18 protein-coding genes are annotated in these 19768 nt (G+C 42.9%); 2 read left to right on the top strand and 16 right to left on the bottom strand.

Annotated elements, in window-relative coordinates:
- Positions 1 to 8 precede the first annotated feature (8 nt).
- The 6 genes from sufU to MKY23_RS09125 all read right to left on the bottom strand — a co-directional run bounded on the left by sufU (position 9) and on the right by MKY23_RS09125 (position 5395).
- The gene (sufU, locus tag MKY23_RS09150) at positions 9 to 440 is read right to left on the bottom strand and encodes a Fe-S cluster assembly sulfur transfer protein SufU (RefSeq protein WP_090920111.1); all 432 of its coding nucleotides are present in this window, start codon (positions 438 to 440) and stop codon (positions 9 to 11) included.
- Positions 430 to 1650, bottom strand: a complete 1221-nt coding sequence (locus MKY23_RS09145) for a cysteine desulfurase (protein WP_090920108.1) — start codon at positions 1648 to 1650, stop codon at positions 430 to 432. Before MKY23_RS09145 ends, sufU begins: the two co-directional genes overlap by 11 nt.
- Positions 1647 to 2951, bottom strand: a complete 1305-nt coding sequence (gene sufD, locus MKY23_RS09140; protein WP_090920106.1) for a Fe-S cluster assembly protein SufD — start codon at positions 2949 to 2951, stop codon at positions 1647 to 1649. Before sufD ends, MKY23_RS09145 begins: the two co-directional genes overlap by 4 nt.
- 24 nt (positions 2952 to 2975) lie before the next feature.
- A complete protein-coding gene (gene sufC, locus MKY23_RS09135; RefSeq protein WP_339837400.1) occupies positions 2976 to 3758 on the bottom strand; it encodes a Fe-S cluster assembly ATPase SufC in 783 nt (260 codons plus the stop codon).
- Positions 3759 to 4201: 443 nt separating this feature from the next.
- Positions 4202 to 4780, bottom strand: coding sequence for a DUF1802 family protein (locus MKY23_RS09130; protein ID WP_339837397.1), 579 nt, complete (start codon positions 4778 to 4780; stop codon positions 4202 to 4204).
- A gap of 153 nt (positions 4781 to 4933) precedes the next feature.
- Complete coding sequence (locus MKY23_RS09125; RefSeq protein ID WP_090920097.1) at positions 4934 to 5395, bottom strand: Dps family protein; 462 nt, start codon at positions 5393 to 5395, stop codon at positions 4934 to 4936.
- A gap of 297 nt (positions 5396 to 5692) precedes the next feature.
- On the opposite strand from MKY23_RS09125, the gene mtnK reads away from it, so the two are divergent.
- Entirely contained in the window at positions 5693 to 6910 is a 1218-nt protein-coding gene (gene mtnK, locus MKY23_RS09120; RefSeq protein WP_339837392.1) for an S-methyl-5-thioribose kinase, read from the top strand.
- Positions 6911 to 6933: 23 nt separating this feature from the next.
- Complete coding sequence (mtnA, locus tag MKY23_RS09115) at positions 6934 to 7998, top strand: S-methyl-5-thioribose-1-phosphate isomerase (protein ID WP_339837389.1); 1065 nt, start codon at positions 6934 to 6936, stop codon at positions 7996 to 7998.
- A 135-nt stretch (positions 7999 to 8133) separates the two neighbouring features.
- Here the strand turns inward: mtnA and MKY23_RS09110 are convergent, their stop codons facing one another.
- From MKY23_RS09110 to MKY23_RS09065, 10 genes are all read right to left on the bottom strand, one after another.
- The gene (locus MKY23_RS09110; RefSeq protein WP_090920088.1) at positions 8134 to 8436 is read right to left on the bottom strand and encodes a DUF1805 domain-containing protein; all 303 of its coding nucleotides are present in this window, start codon (positions 8434 to 8436) and stop codon (positions 8134 to 8136) included.
- Between the two features lie 222 nt (positions 8437 to 8658).
- Positions 8659 to 10314, bottom strand: a complete 1656-nt coding sequence (locus MKY23_RS09105) for a DNRLRE domain-containing protein (protein ID WP_339837384.1) — start codon at positions 10312 to 10314, stop codon at positions 8659 to 8661.
- A 314-nt stretch (positions 10315 to 10628) separates the two neighbouring features.
- Positions 10629 to 12224 (bottom strand): hypothetical protein, encoded by a 1596-nt coding sequence (locus MKY23_RS09100; RefSeq protein WP_339837381.1) that lies wholly within the window; start codon positions 12222 to 12224, stop codon positions 10629 to 10631.
- A gap of 481 nt (positions 12225 to 12705) precedes the next feature.
- Positions 12706 to 13944: an SPRY domain-containing protein gene (locus MKY23_RS09095; RefSeq protein ID WP_339837378.1), complete on the bottom strand. Its 1239-nt coding sequence runs from the start codon at positions 13942 to 13944 to the stop codon at positions 12706 to 12708.
- 59 nt (positions 13945 to 14003) lie between these two features.
- Complete coding sequence (locus tag MKY23_RS09090; RefSeq protein WP_339837375.1) at positions 14004 to 15548, bottom strand: hypothetical protein; 1545 nt, start codon at positions 15546 to 15548, stop codon at positions 14004 to 14006.
- A 56-nt stretch (positions 15549 to 15604) separates the two neighbouring features.
- Positions 15605 to 16948: a hypothetical protein gene (locus MKY23_RS09085; RefSeq protein WP_339837372.1), complete on the bottom strand. Its 1344-nt coding sequence runs from the start codon at positions 16946 to 16948 to the stop codon at positions 15605 to 15607.
- Positions 16949 to 16982: 34 nt separating this feature from the next.
- Positions 16983 to 17585: a hypothetical protein gene (locus tag MKY23_RS09080; protein WP_339837369.1), complete on the bottom strand. Its 603-nt coding sequence runs from the start codon at positions 17583 to 17585 to the stop codon at positions 16983 to 16985.
- Between the two features lie 36 nt (positions 17586 to 17621).
- Positions 17622 to 18242, bottom strand: a complete 621-nt coding sequence (locus MKY23_RS09075; RefSeq protein WP_339837366.1) for a hypothetical protein — start codon at positions 18240 to 18242, stop codon at positions 17622 to 17624.
- Between the two features lie 88 nt (positions 18243 to 18330).
- Positions 18331 to 18873 carry a hypothetical protein gene (locus MKY23_RS09070; RefSeq protein WP_339837363.1) on the bottom strand — a complete coding sequence of 181 codons (543 nt, stop codon included), beginning with the start codon at positions 18871 to 18873 and terminating at the stop codon, positions 18331 to 18333.
- A gap of 20 nt (positions 18874 to 18893) precedes the next feature.
- A complete protein-coding gene (locus MKY23_RS09065; RefSeq protein WP_339837361.1) occupies positions 18894 to 19652 on the bottom strand; it encodes a hypothetical protein in 759 nt (252 codons plus the stop codon).
- Between the last annotated feature and the right edge of the window lie 116 nt (positions 19653 to 19768).

Here is a 19768-nt window from a genome sequence, read left to right as displayed (position 1 = left end):
CCCTATCGTTATTGTACATTGTCCTCTTCGTCAATTCCTTTGCGTAATGCATTCCAGGCCAGAGTGGCACATTTGATGCGTGCAGGGAACTTGTTCACACCGGATAGGGCTTCGAGATCTTCATAATCATCGAAATCGACTTCTTCCCCTTGCATCAATGAGGAGAAACGGTTAGCCAGATCGAGCGCCTGTTCAATCGTCTTGCCTTTGACAGCCTCAGTCATCATCGATGCCGAAGACATGCTGATTGAACAGCCTTCTCCCGTATACTTGGCTTCCTGAACGATTCCGTCATTCAGCATCAGCTGCAGTGAAATCCGGTCGCCGCACGTTGGATTGTTCAAATTCACCGTGACGACGTCATTGTCAAACGTTCCGCGGTTACGCGGGTTTTTGTAATGGTCCATTATAACACGTCGGTACAGATCATCAAGTTGCATCGCCAAAATACTCCTTTGTCTGGATTAAGGCGCTGACAAGCCGATCTACATCTTGTTCGTTATTGTATAGATAAAAGCTCGCACGAGCCGTAGAGCTTACTTCAAGCCAGCGCATCAGCGGTTGGCAGCAGTGGTGTCCTGCACGAATCGCTATACCGCTCGCATCCAGCACGGTAGCGACATCATGTGGATGTACATCTCCCAAGTTAAAGGTAACTACACCAACGTGACGTTTAGCTGGTCCATAGATGCTGAGTCCATCAATCTCTGACAGGCGTTCCGTTGCGTAAGCGGCCAGTACACCTTCATGATGAGCAATTTCATCCATGCCGATCTGCTCCAAGAAATCAATGGCAGCGCCCAATCCTACTGCTCCCGCAATAATCGGGGTTCCGCCTTCAAATTTCCAAGGAAGTTCTTTCCAGTTGGAGTCGTACAATCCCACATCATTAATCATCTCACCGCCGAACTCAATTGGTTCCATGGACTCCAGCAGCGCCTTTTTGCCGTAGAGTGCACCGATACCGGTTGGTCCGCACATTTTGTGACCGGACAGAGCATAGAAATCACAATCCAGATCTTGCACATCCACCTTCATATGCGGTGTGCTTTGTGCGCCATCCACAACAATAACTGCACCATTGCGATGGGCGATTTCAGCGATCTGTTTAACGGGATGCACGAGTCCCATCACATTAGATACATAGGCAATCGCGACAACTTTAGTTTTGTTCGTGATTGTTTGCTCCACATCAGACAACTCAATATGGCCGTCTGGCTGTAGCGGAATGTATTTCAATGTGGCCCCTGTCTCCTTGGCGACTTGTTGCCAAGGGATCAGGTTACTATGATGCTCCATCTGTGTAAGAACAATTTCATCGCCTTCTTTACAGTTGGCACGAGCATAAGATGAAGCCACCAAATTCAGGGCTGTCGTTGTGCCGCGTGTGAAGATGATCTCCTGCGTGCGACGAGCATTGATAAACTTGGCAACCTTCTCACGAGCGCCTTCATAAGCGTCCGTTGCCCGGCTTCCAAGTGTATGCACACCGCGATGCACATTGGAGTTTTCATATTCATAATAATGTTTAACCGCGTCAATCACAGCACGAGGCTTTTGCGAAGTCGCAGCACTGTCTAGATATACGAGCGGGTGTCCATTGATTTCCTGGTGGAGGATCGGGAACTGCTCGCGAATGGATGGGTTCATTGTCCCAGCTTCTTCTCAATCAGGGACTGCAATTGGGTACGCAGTGCTTCCAAAGGAATATCCGCCACCACCGGAGCAAGGAAGCCATAAATGATCAGGCGCTCCGCATCCGTACGGTTAATCCCGCGAGACATCAAGTAATGGATTTGCTCCGCATTCACTTGACCTACAGAAGCCGCGTGACCTGCTGTTACATCATCCTCATCAATCAGTAGGATCGGGTTGGCGTCTCCGCGTGCTTTAGGACTCAGCATCAATACTTTCTCGGTTTGCTGTCCGTCGGCTCTTGTAGCGCCTTTCTCGATTTTCGTGATACCGTTGATGATTGCCGAAGCCTCTTCACGCATAACCGCACGTGTGATCATTTGGCTTGGCGTATTTTTACCGAAGTGACGTGCTTCAGTTGTGTAGTTAATCTTCTGTGAACCGGAACCAACAGCAATCACTTTGGAATCCGAAGTGGACCCATTCCCCTTCAAAACACTCATCGTGTTGCTTGCCGTATCACCATTGTTCATTTCGCCAACGATCCATTCAATGGAGCTGTCATTTTCCAGAACAGCACGGCGGAAGGATACATCCGTTACGTTAACGTTCAGTTGGTGAACCGTTGCAAAGCGCACTTTTGCACCCGATTTTACGAATACTTCCACAACTCCGTTATGGAATACCGGTGCAGAGAGCTCACCAGACACGTAGTTATCTACGTAAGTAACCGAGCTGTTTGCTTCGGCAACAACGAGTACGTGAGGCGCAAATGTTGCGGAAGCATCGTCTGTAAGCAATACTGCTTGCAGTGGAACTTCAATGTTCACGTTTTTCGGAACATACAGGAACACCCCGCCATTCCACAACGCTGCATGCAATGCGGCAATGGAATGTTCATCGGCTTTGACCGCTGTGTTCAGATAAGGCTTGACTAGATCAGCATGTTCACGAACAGCAGTAGCCAAATCCGTGAAGATGACACCTTGTGCTGCCAGATCAGCAGACAATTTGGAATATACTGCACCAGAGTTACGTTGGATTACCAGGCTTCCTTCAGCTTGATCCTGAACCAGCTCTTTGATGGATGAAGGTACTTCTTCCAGGGAAGAAATTGCTGCGTCTGCTTTATATGTGCCGTACTCGCTGATACTCCAGCGTTCAATTTTTTGTTTTTCCAGTTTGGGAAGCGCCAGCTCACTCGCAAGCTTCAAAGCTTCGAGCCGCTGCTCAGTCAACCAGCCGGGTTCATTGTTACTTTCCGACAAGGCGCGAAGCGCTTCAGATTCAACCGGAAGAATTGTTTGTGTAGTCATTTATTATCCTCCTCCGTTTTGTCCTTACGCTTCTTGACCTACAGTTTCGTCTGTAATTCCCAGTTCCGCTTTTACCCAATCATAACCTTCAGCCTCGAGACGTTGAGCCAGCTCAGGTCCACCGGATTTCACGATGCGACCTTGCATCATTACGTGTACGTAGTCTGGAGTGATGTAGTTAAGCAGGCGTTGATAGTGCGTGATAATCAAGAAGCCGCGATCTTCGCTCTTCATTGCATTTACACCTTCTGCAACAATCTTCAAAGCATCGATGTCCAGACCGGAGTCGATCTCGTCAAGTACGACGATTTTAGGATCAAGCAGCATCATTTGCAGAATTTCATTCCGTTTTTTCTCACCACCGGAGAAACCTTCATTCAGGTAACGATGTGCAAACTCAGGGTTCATATCGAGTTCTTTCATTTTACCTTCCATTTGACGGATGAACTTGATAAGGGAAATTTCGTTACCTTCACCGCGACGAGCGTTGATTGCACTACGCAAGAAGTCGGAGTTAGTTACACCCGCGATTTCGCTCGGGTATTGCATAGCCAGGAACAGACCAGCACGTGCGCGCTCATCTACAGCCATATCCAGTACATTTTCACCATCGAGAGTGACTGTACCGTCTGTTACTTCATATTTAGGGTGTCCCATCAAGGCAGAAGCCAACGTGGATTTACCTGTTCCGTTCGGTCCCATGATCGCGTGGATTTCTCCACCTTTCATTTCCAAGTTGATGCCTTTCAGGATTTCTTTACCTTCAATGGTCGCTTTCAGACCTTCAATGACGAAATTCGTAGTCATGTGTATTGTTTCCCTCCATTGATTAAATTGATGTTTACTGTCGAAAACGAAAAAGCGCCTATTATATCTGAACAGGGCTTCCCCTGACTTTCTCTGTTTCATCATACATCTGTAAAGCAATTTCTTCTTGCCACTCTCAGGCATACTTTCTTCACATGCTGTAGAGCAACAATCACTTTAGAATAATTCTAAACTGATTCTCAATGATTATCAAGTCATTTCCTATTAATTCTTGTCCTTCTCAGGAAACTTCATTCCTTATGATTCTATAATAAATGACTGTTTGAATCAAATTAGAAAACAACTTTTCATCTGCCGGACAGTGATATAAATCACAAATTTCACAGTTTGTTCAGCTTGCACACCAAAATTAAAAAGGACTTATCCATTTCCGGACAAGTCCTTTACACTTTATTTACACAAGTTTTTGCACATAAAAAAGATTACATTCTGAGTGTCTCGTTAATCTTCTGTACCTGGTCGGCAAAATCCGCAACGTTCAGCACCGGCGTCATTTCGCGCGGCACCAAACCATTCGGAATGGAAATCCATGAACGGCAACCGTTATATTCTGGCAATACGGGAATTTCCATCGGTTCCTGCAAACGGTACACACGTAAAATCAACACGTGGAGCGGATCTTTCTTTTTCCACTTCAAACGGGATTCGGCAAAATCCGCTGTCCACATATGATATTCCAGAAGTCGATCCAGCATCTCCTGATCTCGAATCTCCAAATCCTGTGTTACTTCAGCATACGATGTAATACGGACGGTTGAAGCTTCAGGCACCCATTCGGCCAGCGACTCTTCAACATAGGATTGATCCGAGGACTTGATCAGTTCTTTACGCTGATGTTCATAAGTCGGATACAGGTAAAACGCTGGACTTTTCAACTCAAAATGTTTCGTTTCCTCTACAATCCCGCCTTTACGCATCACCATAATCTGGCGACCGTTTTCCAGAGCTTGAATTGCAGAAGCCCATTCTTTTAATGCCGGTATCGCTCCTGTGTTTAACATTGTGTTCGTCCTCCCCTGTCACTCTTGACAGCAGTATAGACGCTTCACACTTATCTGACAACTTTTAGCAGGCAATACTGAACACTTTACGGATGAACTCATCAACCACGAATGGGTTACAGACAGACGGATCTGAGTCCGTCCTGAAACGGTTTAGCCCAGGTATGCACGAAGCATCCACATATGTTTCTCCAAATCCGCTTTGAAGCCTGTCAGCATATCAGCAGTTGGCTGATCCTCAGCCGCATCGGCCAGATCAATACCTTCCTGATACTCATTGGAAAGTGTAGCGAAGTCTTCAATCAGGTTCTGTACCATAGCGTTCGCATCTTCTTTACCGGAAGCTTCCTGGATCGAAGCCATCTCGAGATATTCTTTCATCGTTGCTGCAGGGCTGCCTTTCAGTGTAAGCAAACGCTCAGCAATTTCATCCATTTGCACTGTAATTTCGTTATAGAACTCTTCAAATTTCACATGCAGTGTGAAAAAGTTCGGGCCTTTTACATACCAGTGATAGTTATGGATTTTGACATACAGTACGTTCAGGTTAGCCACCTGACGATTAAGTACTTGTTCAACGGATTTTGCTTGATCTGTTTTGTTTTTTGTAGCCATATTCAATCCCATCCTTTAATTTAAAATGTAGTCTGTCCACGTTATCTCAGGTTCCCCTGTACGCAAGACAGAGAGTTCAAGTTCAGAACCCGCTAATTTCGCGGAAGTGTTATGGGGCGCGGTTTTATTCAACCGTCCAGCCTATTCATTTTTACCCGTGAGCCTGATCTTCGAATCACCACAACCCAGACTTGTCTCAAAAAAAAGTTCAAAAAACGTGCTTTATCCGATATACTGTCATAAACCAAGCAAAGAAGTGGGTTTTCCTGTTTCTTCATATATATGGAGGTGGCACCTTTGACTCAATATCATCCTTTAACCCCACAAGAAGCGATCGAATTAGCCAAAACTTTACCGGGTCCATTTACGGCAGATGCGAATCTGGATTGTCGTGAGATCGGTGACGGCAACCTGAATCTCGTTTTCCATATCACGGATCAGAACTCCGATAAAAGTATCATTATCAAACAGGCGCTTCCTTATGCGAAAGTGGTTGGCGAATCCTGGCCGCTTTCCCTCGTACGTGCTCGCATTGAACGTGAAATTTTGCAGGAAGAATATCGTCTGTGCCCTGGAATGGTGCCCGAAGTGTATCATTATGACGATGATCTTGCATTAACGGTCATGGAGGACTTAAGTGACCATGTTATTATGCGCAAGGGTCTGATTGACGGAGCTTCCTACCCTCTTTTCGCTCAGCATATCGGAGAGTTTATGGCGAGAACCCTCTTCTTCACTTCAGACCTCGGCATGAACCAACAACAGAAGAAAGAACAGCAGGGACGATTCGTCAACCCTGACCAATGTAAAATAACAGAAGACCTGATCTTTGATGAACCGTATCGGATTGCACAAAATAACAACTATGAAGCAGCGATTGAAGATGAAGCAAAAGCTCTTCGTACCGACGAAGCACTTCATTTGGAGATCGCCCTGCTCAGGGAAAAATTCCTGACCCATGGACAAGCCCTTCTTCACGGGGACTTGCATACAGGCAGTATTTTTGTAACTTCCGAGTCGACCAAAGTCATTGATCCGGAGTTTGCTTTCTATGGGCCGATGGGTTTTGACGTAGGCGCCGTGCTGGCGAACCTGCTTCTTCATTATGTTTCGTTGTCTGGCCGTTTTCAGGATCAGTCTACGCGGAATAAACGTGAAACAGAGTTACTGGACATGGTACGTGATGTCTGGACTGAATTCGATACTCGTTTCCGCGCACTGTGGACTACTGCTCTCGTTGACCCAATGGCTAAAACGCCAGGTTATCAAGACCTGTATGTACAGCAGCTATTTCGAGATACGATTGGTTTTGCCGGGGCTAAAATGGTACGTCGCATCGTAGGACTTGCCCATGTTGCTGATATCGACACCATTACGGATGCTACTGAACGTGAACATGCACAGCGCAAGGCACTGGCCGTTGGTAAAGCCTTGATTAAGAACAATCGGCACGTAAATACAATCGGTGAGGTTCTAGATCTGGTATCTTCTGCCCTCGCAACGGTTAAAGTCTAACATTATTGAACGGAGGAACATCCATGACAACCCCTGAACATCAGCCTCTGTCTTCGCTCAATTGGAAAAAGGACAAGCTTGAAATGCTCGATCAGCGTCTGTTGCCCGAAACGATTCTGATGCTGAAACTTTACACTCCTGAAGAAGTATGGGAGTCCATCCATTCCATGAAAGTACGCGGCGCACCTGCCATTGGTATTGCAGCAGCCTTCGGCGTAGTGCTCGGAGCCAAAGCCTATGATGGCATCGCTATCCAAGGCTGGCTGGATCATGTCAAATCCGTCTGTGCACATTTGGCAACATCACGTCCAACAGCGGTTAATCTGTTTTGGGCATTAGATCGCATGATGCAAAAGGCTAACCAAGTCGTAGAAGCTGGTCTAAGTCTGGATGAAAGCACAGATGCGCTTGAAGCAGAAGCGTTGTTAATTCAGAAGGAAGACGAAGAAGTATGCCGCATGATCGGTGAACATGCCCTGCCTTTATTTGAGGATGGAATGGGTGTACTTACACACTGTAACGCAGGAGGTCTGGCGACAGCGAAATACGGTACAGCAACCGCTCCGATGTATCTAGCTCAAGAGCGTGGCATTCATCTGAAGGTATTTGCTGACGAGACACGTCCCGTCTTGCAGGGCGCTCGTTTAACTGCATTTGAGCTACAACAGGCCGGAATTGACGTAACGTTACTCTGTGACAACATGGCGGGTATGGTCATGTCCAAAGGTTGGGTACAAGCTGTCATTGTGGGTACGGATCGGGTCGCAGCAAACGGGGATGTCGCCAACAAAATTGGTACATACAGCCTGGCTGTACTGGCCAAAGCGCATAATATTCCTTTTTATGTAGCAAGTCCACTATCAACCATCGACTTGTCCACAACGTCCGGGGATCTGATTCCAATCGAAGAGCGTGCTGCTGAAGAAGTGACTGAAGGATTTGGCAAGCGTACTGCACCGCAGGGCGTTAAGGTGTTTAATCCAGCCTTTGACGTAACCCCAAATGAATATGTTACCGCAATTATTACGGAAAAAGGTATTGTTCGTGCGCCTTTCCAGGAGAACCTCACGGCTTTATTTGCGGAATAAAAACATATATAAGACAACCCACATAGCAGCCATTGCTGCGGGTCTGTAAGGAGAAGGGACAAGACGGATGCCTCCGACTTCGTCCCCTTTTCTCTGTTCTATTTCTATGATGCCGAATGAAAAACGGCACGTGCTTCAGATCATTTTTAACAATGCTTCTACACCTGTCATACCTACTGTAATCCCCATAGCCTCTGCCTCAGTCGTCACCGATTCCATTGGTGCATGAAGCAGTTGCTCCAGTGTTCGCACACCTACAGCCCGTGCGGCCACAATCTTGCGATCGCCCAGCTTCTCATTTAATAACCCCACATCAAGGGCGCCGCACATGATATACCCTTTGGATGTATTAATCGTTAACAGTGTCGTTTTGGGAAGTTTCACTTCTACCCCAACGAGCACATGCTCTCCCACCACAATCGGCTCCATCGTCACCATAATCTCACGATCCACCTCCTCTTCAACAGATCACGATAATTGTATGCCTCTTGGCGTATCGCCGTGTGGACACCTGCCGTGATGAACAAAAAGTGGGTAATCATGATGTAGGTAACACTCTCAGCCGGAATATGTGGACATCCTAGTTTAACGCAAAAAAAAAGGGCTAAAAGCCCTCTTTCATTAACACTCTACGCTGTGGTACGACATCTAAATAAAAGGTCACAAAATATAGAAATACGCCTGATTGCGTGGCCCTTTAACGATCAAGGTCGTTACTCGGTCACTCGCATCCCGTTTACGAATGCTTGCAACGGCGTTTAATTCCTCATCAGCAACAACTCTCGGTTGAATCCACGCATACACATCAGGTTTAGAAACGATCATCTCAGCAGGCAGATCAGCAATTTGTCTAACATCAACCACGGACTGCAGATCTTTCCATTCTCGAACCTCAATGAAACCCTCCAAGTATTCTCTTTCCTTGACACCAATATGGGCTTTCAGATCATTCGAATATTTAACTTCCAAGCTTGAAAGAATATCCGGTCTGGATACAAATAAGTGCGACATCATCTCTTCAACAAAAGGAATTTCTATGATACCGCGCTTTTCATCCTCATCCGGTACTCTGGTCCACAACACGCCGCCAAGATCCGGCCTGCTCACCGCTAATTCCGACGCTATTGCAGCTTCAGCACTGCGTATAACGGTTAACTCCGAGTCTAATGTTTTGCTTGCTTTGATATAATTAGAAACTTCTATGACGGAATGTAATTCAGGTTTAGAAATGTGTAAAACGTTCCATAGATATGCATTATAAGCCCTGGATACAGTCAACTCACTTATCAAGGACATCTTCGGATCAATCGTTAGGGCAGCAGGCAAATCAGGATGAGATACAGCAAGATTTGCCGCTCTTTCATCATCGTTGATTTGCCTAACTGATAATTCAAACTCTCTCTCTGTCTCCGTACTTATTGAGACTACGAGCTTGGCTGGGATTTCTGGCTTGGAGACACAAACGGACGTTTCTCTCTCACTCACCGTGCTTTCAATGACCGAAAGGATTGAATACAACTTGGCTTCTGTTCGATGAGCTACAGCCATAGATGCATTCAGATCTGGACGACTCGCAGATACAATGACAGGTGCTTCATGATGCATATGATCTTCATAACGATGTACATATAAATTAGATTGCAGCCATGCAAAACCGATATCACTATGCACAAATAACGTCGTTTTGAGTTCCTTACGTCCGACTCCATAGACAAAAAGTTCGCTTTCTTTTTCTGTACGTCCGATAGAGTAAATCTGCGAAGTAATATACTTGATTTGTAACACAGGTGGCTTGGCAGACTCACGGGTGTTGAAATAGATTGGAGACAAATCACTAGATTGAATCATCATCCCAATATTTTGGAGTTCGCCGTTTCTCAGCATCTTTAGAATATCCATCATATCGAATTCAACATAACGCTCACTTGTATTTATGCTGTAGCTTGACGTTAATCGTTGAATGGAATGAGGCCTGTTGGCATGTGTGATTCCATATTCTCGCCATAAGGTATTAGGCTGATGCAGCTCAATGGATGCGCCTGGCGTGATCGTTCCTGTGTAATATAATTTTAGCTTGGCTTCTTCCAGGTACATCAGGTCAGGTATCCGCGTGTCTATATCTCCGAAATGAATAAAGGATTCGAATTGCTCCAATTCATCCCGGCCGATCATCATACGCTGTGTATCCCCAAAATTGATTGTCTGTAAGCGGAGCTGACTACGAGTGGTTGCATCTGCAACAGGTTGCAGGTTCACCGTGATGCGCGGGGCCTCCAGAAGCTCATATTTACCCTGTGCACGATTATGCTCCCTCACATAAACTGTACTTGTCAGATCATTTATCGGTGATGCTTGAATATAAGAATTTAGGTCTGATTGCGTTGCATACACCACGGATAGTGAACTACTTATATCCTTGGATTGCTCTACACGAGCAGAAACACGGGAAACCCTCTCACTATTTCCCCTAATAGCGGATGTCAATGTTGAGGGCAAATCTATGTCTATCTGATTGTATAAAACGTACTTTGCTCTAAAGCGATTCTCCGGACTTTTAATATGTATATAGCTGTTTAATGACGTCTCCCCGTAGTTAATTTCACTCACTTCCTGTCTCATTGTATTGAGAGCTATACTCGGTCTGCCTTGACCTTCATCTCGAAAATTCCATTCGGGTCTGGCTTGGCATGAATGTCCGTTGCAATCCGAACATAAAAATCAACACTCTCTTCCGGTTCCATTAATCCGTATGTCAGGTAATCAATCGGCAGAAATGGATCGGCCTGTCTGGATAATTGAACTTCAACTCCACTCGTCTGGAATTTCTTATCCATCTCGAGATAAACATGATCGACAGCATAACCGAGTTGATTTATCAACTTTACTTTTTTCGTCAATGTTGTTTGTCCCGCAATAATAACTTCGTAATCAAGTTGCTTCAGGATGCCGCCAAACGTATCCGAAAGGAAATCGCCAGATTCATCCATAAACATAAGTCCAGAGTAAGTTCCAACAAAACTAAATTCCCGGGAATCTACGGAACCCCAATAATCCTGGAACTCTACTTTCAACTTATTTTCCTTGCCAAAGAGGAACTTCCGTTCATCGATGTTGATCTCAATCTTAAACGGCGAAGGCAGTAAACGTGTAAACTCCCCATCTGCTGGATAATACGACTGGCCATTCAAAAGCACACGATATTTGACTTTACCCTTGTCTGCATCATCCAGTATTCCTTGAAGTTTATTCCCGGTAAAGGTAAGTTTTATGGTTGCTGTTGTATTCAAAATTTGCAGCGCCATATGCTGAACTTCCACTGTCTGACGTGGAGCATCCACAACCATCTTCAACTGATCCAAAACATAGCTGTTTTCATAATGCTCACTGTTATCTAAATAATACGCAACCCGGGTTAGCCCTGTCAGATCTTGTTCAGGAATCATACTTAGCGTTTCAACACTCATGCCTTTTCTTTTGAACAATGTCGTGTTCTGGAAGTCCAGAGTTACCCACTTATCGAAGCGATACGTTTTCCACGTCAGCCCGGAGTCGAACGAAGCAACGAGTCTTATAGTTCCCTCGGTGCGACTAGCAACGATTTTAGAAGCAACCAGCTTTTTTAAATCGCCATATAATTCAATATCAGTTGGCTGTACAATAATCTGCTCAAACGGCAGCGCATTATAAGTTAATGACATATCTCGATTGCCAGCAATAACTTCTTCATCATTGGTCCATGTTACCACGTCAAAATCTCCCTCAAGTTCATCCAATGGGGAGTAGTTTGCCGTGATATTTAGTTCCGCTGACGTTTTGGAGGGATCGTCTGTGTAATACAGCACATCCACAGTATCACCTAACTCGTCGTAGAGTGTAAACGGTTCGGTTTCGATTGTGATCATGGATTCCGCTTGGTTTGGATCATCGGTGTATTCAATGATTTTGATCTCTTTGTCTTCCCACTCTTCCGCGAGGGTAAAGGGCTCTGTTTCGATGTTGAAGGATACCTCTGTTTTGGCTGGGTCATCTGTGTAATAACAAAGTTCAACCTCACCCTCAAGTTGTGACCATGCGGATTCGGGAATGCGTGAAATATCATCCATTCCTAAATTTAGATAGTCTTGCTCAGTGGCTACACCCTCTATTCTCTCCCAGTTCCCTTTGGAGTAATACATATAATTCCAATGGTTCTTAATGAGGAATTTGTTGTCATATACCAGGGTCATAAACTCAATTTCTCGAATATTAATTACTTCGGAAACATTATTTCTCGTCACTCTCACTCTATAACTACGATAAGATTTATTAGGATTAATTCTAATTACAACTCTTCGATTGTTTGTCCACGATGCGATGGTATAATCGTTCCTTGTATCTATTAAGTCCCAAACTACTTCATCATTGCTCGCTTCTAATACCCATGAACGAGGAGGTGAGTTGTTTTCCAAACAATATATAGAGTATCCCGCCAATTTTATTGAAGTCGGAAATTTGTAAGCCACCCAAGTATTTGTATTACGATAGGTTCCATAAAAGGTGTCTAAATTCTGATCAAAAGCCTTGTAACCGAAATTGGTGCCATTTTGAGAACTATAGCTAACGACGCCGGAGGGTGAAGTATTTGATGTCATAGGTGGTACTATGTTTAAAAGTTTAGCCATCTTTCTATCTCCCTTCTAGTAGATTTATAAAATCAAACCTATTTACTTATGTAAAAGAAACTTGTTTAATTGGAGTCTTGGAGGTATCGATCTTCTGTTTGAATACTTTACCGACCCCAAGTTGCGAATGATCTCTATTCCATAATCTTCTTTCAGTAAATTCGTCGTCTAGATTGATAGTCATGCCTTTATTAATCCCCCTTCTCACAAAATCATTTTCTGTGTTCTGTACACAAGAGATATACCTTTCAGACTCATACATACCAAAATCACCAATGGCCAAGAAATCACCCGCACCTTGGTTTGCAGTAACATTAATTCTGTATTTCTTGTATGCTAGATTATTTTTAAATTTATAAAAGCGAAACTCTTCTGAGGCGAAGTTGGGTTCATTAACTCTCGTATCAAGAATTATCCATTGTCCATCGTTCCAGCCTTCAAATGTCCACGTTTTGGGAGGTCTGTTAACTGGAGTTGTTCCTGTTTTTAAGGAGTATCCTGTTAAAGTTTTAGGAGAAGCGAATTCATAACTAAGCCAACCCACCAAAACGCCGCTTGCTGTAACCCAACCATTCTGATCTACCATTCGGTCAAATGCTTTCCAAGGATAGAATGTTGAGTATGTCGAACTAGCTTCAACTATCCCAGATGGTAAGATATTACTTGTCATTGCTGGAACAGAATTATCTTTGTATTTACTTATAACGCTGTAATAATTATCTTCTGATGAAATCAAGAATTTATAGGAGTAAGTCAGATTATAAGCTTTAAACCCAGCAGGAGCCCCATATACAAATGGAGTTGCACCAAAGTTTACAGTCACTGTTTTGCTATTGCCACTGAATGATCCTAGAGTTGGAAAAACTTCACCTAGCAATTTAATGTTAGTATGACTGACTCCCATGCTGACACCATTTTTAAAAAACTCTAAGATCCCGTTATCAAGATCAAGTGCAACTCCAACAATATTACCAACATCCCAAACCGTACTGTAGGTCGTGTTATCTGGATATTTATTACCAGTGTTCCCGTAATAAGTTCTCCAGCTAGTACTATCTGGAACAAAGTTTCCACTTAATAAAAACTGTTTATTAGATATTCCAATGTGTACATTTCGGACTCCAGAATCATATCTAACTTCCCAATACCATTTGCCATATGACTTTCCATGAGTAGCACGAATCGCTCGATAGTCTGTTGTAGAGACGAACGTCAAATTGCCATTGCTCAATGTAAATCCAGAACCCATATCATCGGGATTCAATGTTACTGGAATAGATTCCATTGTAAATCACTGCTCCTTTCAAAATACAAATAGAACACTCCGTGTAGATGTGTTCCCAGTTAACCCAACATAATTTTATCTACCCTTCGCTTTGACATATTAATTGAATGTTCAAAGGTTGTACTTGTACCTGACTTGATATATTTATCTTCAACTTTTTTAATTTTCTTCATTACGCTGACCGGAACAATTGACTCTTTCCCATAATTCATAAATGTCCTCTCAGCTAAATTAGGTAAGTTAATTAAATATGGATCTGACAATTCTAACATTTCAAATTCAGCTATAGCCCAAGTTAAGTTAAGTGTACCTCGAATTCTGTAGTACCTAAATGATGAAACATTATTAATAAGAAATTCTTTTGTTTCTCCTTTGGTCCAATTGACCCCACTTTTTGTATCTAAAATAGTCCAAGATAAATTATCATTGCTTGACTCAAAAAACCATGCGGTTGGTGGTGTATTGTCTATTGTTGCGTGTGATGACAAACGATAACCAATAATTTTCTTTGGAGTAGACCAATCAATTCCTATGTAATATCCAGATGAAGAACTGGCCCAACCAAAAACTCTCCCTTTGTCACCATCGAAAGCGTTAAATGCCGATCCCGCTCCAGATTGTATGCCATTAGTCCATTCAGTTGAGAATATTGGAACTATAGGTGAAGCAGAAAAATTACTGGTCATTTGTGGAGTCACGTTGACATACTCCATTCCACCTAAAGAATAATGTTCATTACCAGATGAAAGTAACATCTTACTATAAGGCTTCCTAAATTCGCCTGTTGAATCGATTTCAATAGAGTCGATTGCAAGAATTTTCCCAGTCTCCGTTGAAGGTATAGAAATTTCTACATAATGATACCCTAAACTTAAACCCGTAATTTCAAAGACTATAACTTGATCTAACACACTTGTACGATAAGCAGTGTACTCTTTATTTATACCGTCTATTGAAATCATGTTTCTTGTTGACCTATTTATATTGGGACTATCATAAATCCGTAGTTTGGTCCCATAAAACCAAAATGCCATTCTACCAAAGGTGCTGGTGGAAGTAAGTGTATTTCCCCAGCCAACAGTGAAATTGTTATTTGTATTCCACACACCTGTAAAAACAACATTAGGTAGTGTCGTCACAATATCATATCTTGACCACCCTTCTTCTGGAGATGTGGATACTCCCCAAAGCAAATATCCATCTGCATCAATATCGATTGAGTCAAATAGAAATATTGAAGTATCCACTGTTTTTATTTGTACTGTATGCACACCATCTGATAACCCTGAAATATCAAACACTAAAGATTGCGTAGTGCCACTGTTAGCATTCTCATTTATTACTCCGCGATTCGCTCCATCAATATTAACTTGAGCTGTTGTTGTTCTTCCTGTCCATTGTCCTCCCATAACCCTTAATTTTGTTCCTTGAAAACTGAAATTAACAGTAGAATTACTAACTTGAGTATACCTAGCAGAACCATTGTAATTAGCGGCTAAAGTTTCCGTTTGCCAAGTTCCTGTATAAGTGATTGCTGAGTATAGATTGTCATATCTTCTCCAACCATCTTCTGGTTCTGGTAGTCTTTGCCACAAAGTTGCCATTCAAATATCATCTCCTTTAACATACCGAGAATTAAAAAGAAGTAGAGCATGACACTCTACTTGGTGTATAAATTTGTTATTTCTAAATACTTCTCCAGATTGATATTCGATTTGAATAACTTACCTGAACCTAATGATCCATTAAGACTCATGCTATGAACAAAATTTTTGCTGTTTCTATCTAAAATAGATAAATCATCGATTCCCTCATTAATAAAAGTGTTTGGTGATGGCAACGTTGTCGAAATTGTATTCCACTGAGAACTTCGCCAATTCTTATAGTTACCGCTTACCTCTATAAGCGTTGTTGTGATATTCATTTTGTATGTCGTTATAGTGCCGTTTCCGCCACCCCAGCCTTGTTGATTCAATAGATTGCTGCCAGTAGCAGTATTGGCAGTTCTTCCACCACCTGATGCAGAAACTGTTCCGGTGTTGATGTATTCATTCCAATAAAATAAATTGATACTGCCCCCACCTGATCCTCCACCGCCGCCAATATCACTCCATGTATTTCCGCTGAATGTCGCGTTAACACTCATTCCTCTGTGTCCTCGACTTTCTATTGTCCCTTTATTGTCTATTACATTAGCATAAGCAATCAGCAATCCTCCTGTACCTATACCATCATCTAGAATATTGTAGGGCACATTTCCGTAGTTACCGACACTCCCTCTTACTACACCAGCTCCAGGTAATGCAATAATTCTAGTCGTTGTTGTAGCCGCTGTTTCATACAACCAACCATTTCCACCATGCACTCCATTAGCAGAATTAATTGGTTGTCCTGAATTTGTTTGTGTTGATGCATGTAGTACCGAGCCACTGCCACCACCACCTGAATAAGAGGTTCCACCACCGGTCACACCATAAGTCAACCGCTGAGTACTATTGTTCCAAATAAGCCCCTGCCCACCACCACCAGTCTGCCTACCAGTACCATTTAGACCTGTAGAATCCCCTGCTATACCCTGTCCTCCTACCCAAGAACCTCTACCATTCGCTCCTGCTGAGGGAATCATCTCGTATAATCCACTTTCACTTCTGAATAGATAAATATTTTGTCCTGAAGCATTTGATCCTCTGTCAGTCATAGAGATAGTACCCTTGTTAGTCAACTTTCCTCTAACAAAAATGGTCATCCCTTTTTTCCTGACTTGCGGAGTCAGGTTAACTCCTGTCTCCACCGTTAAATTACCTTTATAATTCAATATAAGCATTCTTGCATCTGCTATCGTATTACCTAGAACTGGGGTATTGCTATATGATATATCAGACTCGAAGTTATAAATTTCAATGTCAATATTAATTCCGTTTACAACAAGTGTGTGATCTCCATCCGGAATAGATTCCTTAGCAAGATAATCATATATTGTTGATCTTCCAGTGTAAGTTGTCATACTGATCCTCCTTATCCTCCACACGCTCTCTCATCTACCCGGTTGTTGCAGGAACTGCCATCGAATCCCCCTTCCCTACTCTGATCTGATCCATCTTTTTAAATTTCGTACGCTCAACCTTTTGCTGATAGACTACACCCGATGAAGTGACCGCCGTCTGATCCATCTTTAATGCATACTTGGTTTTTAACCGAAGTTCACCAGAATCACTTTCTACATAAGGATTACTATACTTGCCCGTTTCTAAGAAACTGTCTATGTAAAAGCTGGATTCCTGTTTCTCAGCAATTATTTCAATTTTCACCTTGGCATATTTCGCCTGAGCTTTGGGAACGGCATCTTGCTCCTGCACTTCCTCATATTCCGTCCATTGAAATCCATCATCCGAAGTACTCCAATAGATCTTATATACCGAACCACTAGCACTGTTGATTTTCGCAGATATGCCTTTAAACGAAGCAAACTTATCCAGAATTAGAATAGCGTTTGACTCCCAGGAACCCGAGGAAGCAAAAATTACATTTCCATTCGCATCTCTTCCCTGTTCCGTAAGTCTTAACTTCTGATCCTGGTAAATCGTATTGTTAAACGCCCCCATAGACAAATCAATGTCTAAACCAATCTCCTCAATAGCCATATGTGTACCCCTCCTGTCTTGTCAAGAATCTGATCACTAGCGAAGATCCCAGTTGATCATTCCCGCATGGTTAGCTTTCAACGGAGCAGTGATCCGGTCTATGATTAATCCATTCTTACGAATCACCAATTGACCTGGCAGATCCATATTTGAAGTAATCTTCATTTGAAAAAACGCACTCTGATTCATGGGTAAAGAGCACACACATTGAAAGTTGATATTCGCATCATGCAGATCCATTGTTTTTTTGTAGCCGAAATTGAAACTCTCAATGGCATTTCTGAAAGTTCCCGATGATTCCCGGCCTGCCAATCCTCTCATGCTTGCCTCAGAAGATCCCTTCTTGTACTGTATAATATCGTTGTAAACAAACGTTCTCCCCGTGAGCGGATACTCGTGTCCTTCACATTCATAAGCGATCGAATACCGATCCATGTTAATATGAAAGACACCATTAGCAACGTTGTAATACACTTGCGAGCCCTGCCCAATAACTCCGAAATATACCAGCTTCTCTTTTTGAATATCATAAAAATTCGATACACGTTGTGTCTGCAAATCATATTCGCTCAAATACGTTCCATCGTAATAATCAGCAACCCATACATAAGCTTGCTGTACTGGTGAACGAGTATACTGTTTCTGACTTAAGATCACAGATTCACCTCCTTGAATACGGTTTAAAATGGAAAGAGACAGGCATAATAGCCTGTCTCTTTTTATAAGTCACCTACCATCTCTAACCTTACACGTAACGATATGAGATACGTTTCTTGAATTCCTGTTTACCGCTACGAGCGTTCAAAGGAACTTCACATTGAATAGAAAGGGTCACATAGTTACCTGCAGCATCTTGCGGTTTACCATTATTGTTAACTCCCAAAATTTCTTTTGCTTCCGGTACCCATGGTGTAGCATACGGTGTACCTGAATGATCCAGCGTTGTTTTCCCTGTCGTTCCAATCGGTTTTGAGAAGTCTCTACCTACACGAGAGCTCTCTTCGTCCAGATCATTTTCTCCCAGAGAGTCCACTTGCACATGAAACCAGTTGTTTTTTACTGCTTCAATATCGAACTTTTCAGTATCTCCAGTACCTCCGTCGAGATCTCTTGTTGTAAATGTGCAGTCCTCCATTTTGGATACATCCGTGGCGCCACCTTTATTATTCCAAACATTGAAGATACGGATTTCGCTTTTGCTATCGGCATCAATCACGCCATAATTAAACGGTTCTACAATCTCCTTGCTGTGTGTTGCATCCATCCATGTAATAATCGGTTGTGTCATATTCATCATTCTCCTTCATGTCATGTTCGAATAGTTAATTGAATTGTAAGGTGTTGCAAATTTTCCCCCGCTTCAACGATATGCACTCTGAAAATATCTCCCGGCTCCACTTTTTTTTCATGAAACGTAGCTTCACCGTTATCTCGATGCTGCTGCGCTTCAAATATCAGAGAAGTCTCCGTGATGTCTAGCCACTGCACCAGGTCTTTGGATCGTTCTATTCTAATTACGGTTTGAGACTCCCCTGGTACAGCACAATAACCTTTAATACTTAAAATTTCTCCTTGAAATGGAAAAGGGGCTAACACTCCTATAATCTCCGGATACACACGTGATTCTTTACAAAAAACTAGAATTCGATCTTGTACTTCCAAAGGAATCTCGTTTAATTTCAAGTGTTCTGCTTTACTCATAAGCCCATCTGTCGAAGCATTAACAACTTGAAGATTTTGTCCAAAGATATCGATTTCTTCCCAGTTCTCTCCGTTGAAACGATATCTTCTACCATCCTTATAGGTCTGCACCGTCCAGCCGATCTCAGGAGAAGGATAAGCCTCAGCAAGAATACCCATATCAGCAACAGGACTCTTAAAAACAAGTTGAGTTGTTTGATAAGCCTCTTCTGCATGTTGAGCAGCCTCCATAGCCTTTCTGGTTGCCTCGGCTGCCTGTCTAATTGCTTCCTCAACTTGTTCATTATCGATTGGCTGACCTGCCCCCGTTTGAACAGCTTCTCTAATTATTGCTTCCACTTGTGCTAAAGTTAGTCCATTTGACATAATTCACCTGCCTAAGCGTTATCTATGGTACAGAATAATGAGCAGATCTCATTTTCTTTAAAAAGATAATTGCAGAAATTATCATCTGAGTCCTCCCCTACCAACTCATATGCTCT

Origin of the sequence: Paenibacillus sp. FSL R7-0272 (assembly GCF_037969905.1) — a bacterium.
Classification (GTDB): Bacteria; Bacillota; Bacilli; order Paenibacillales; family Paenibacillaceae; genus Paenibacillus; species Paenibacillus polysaccharolyticus.
This window is presented reverse-complemented; position numbering and strand designations above follow the sequence as displayed.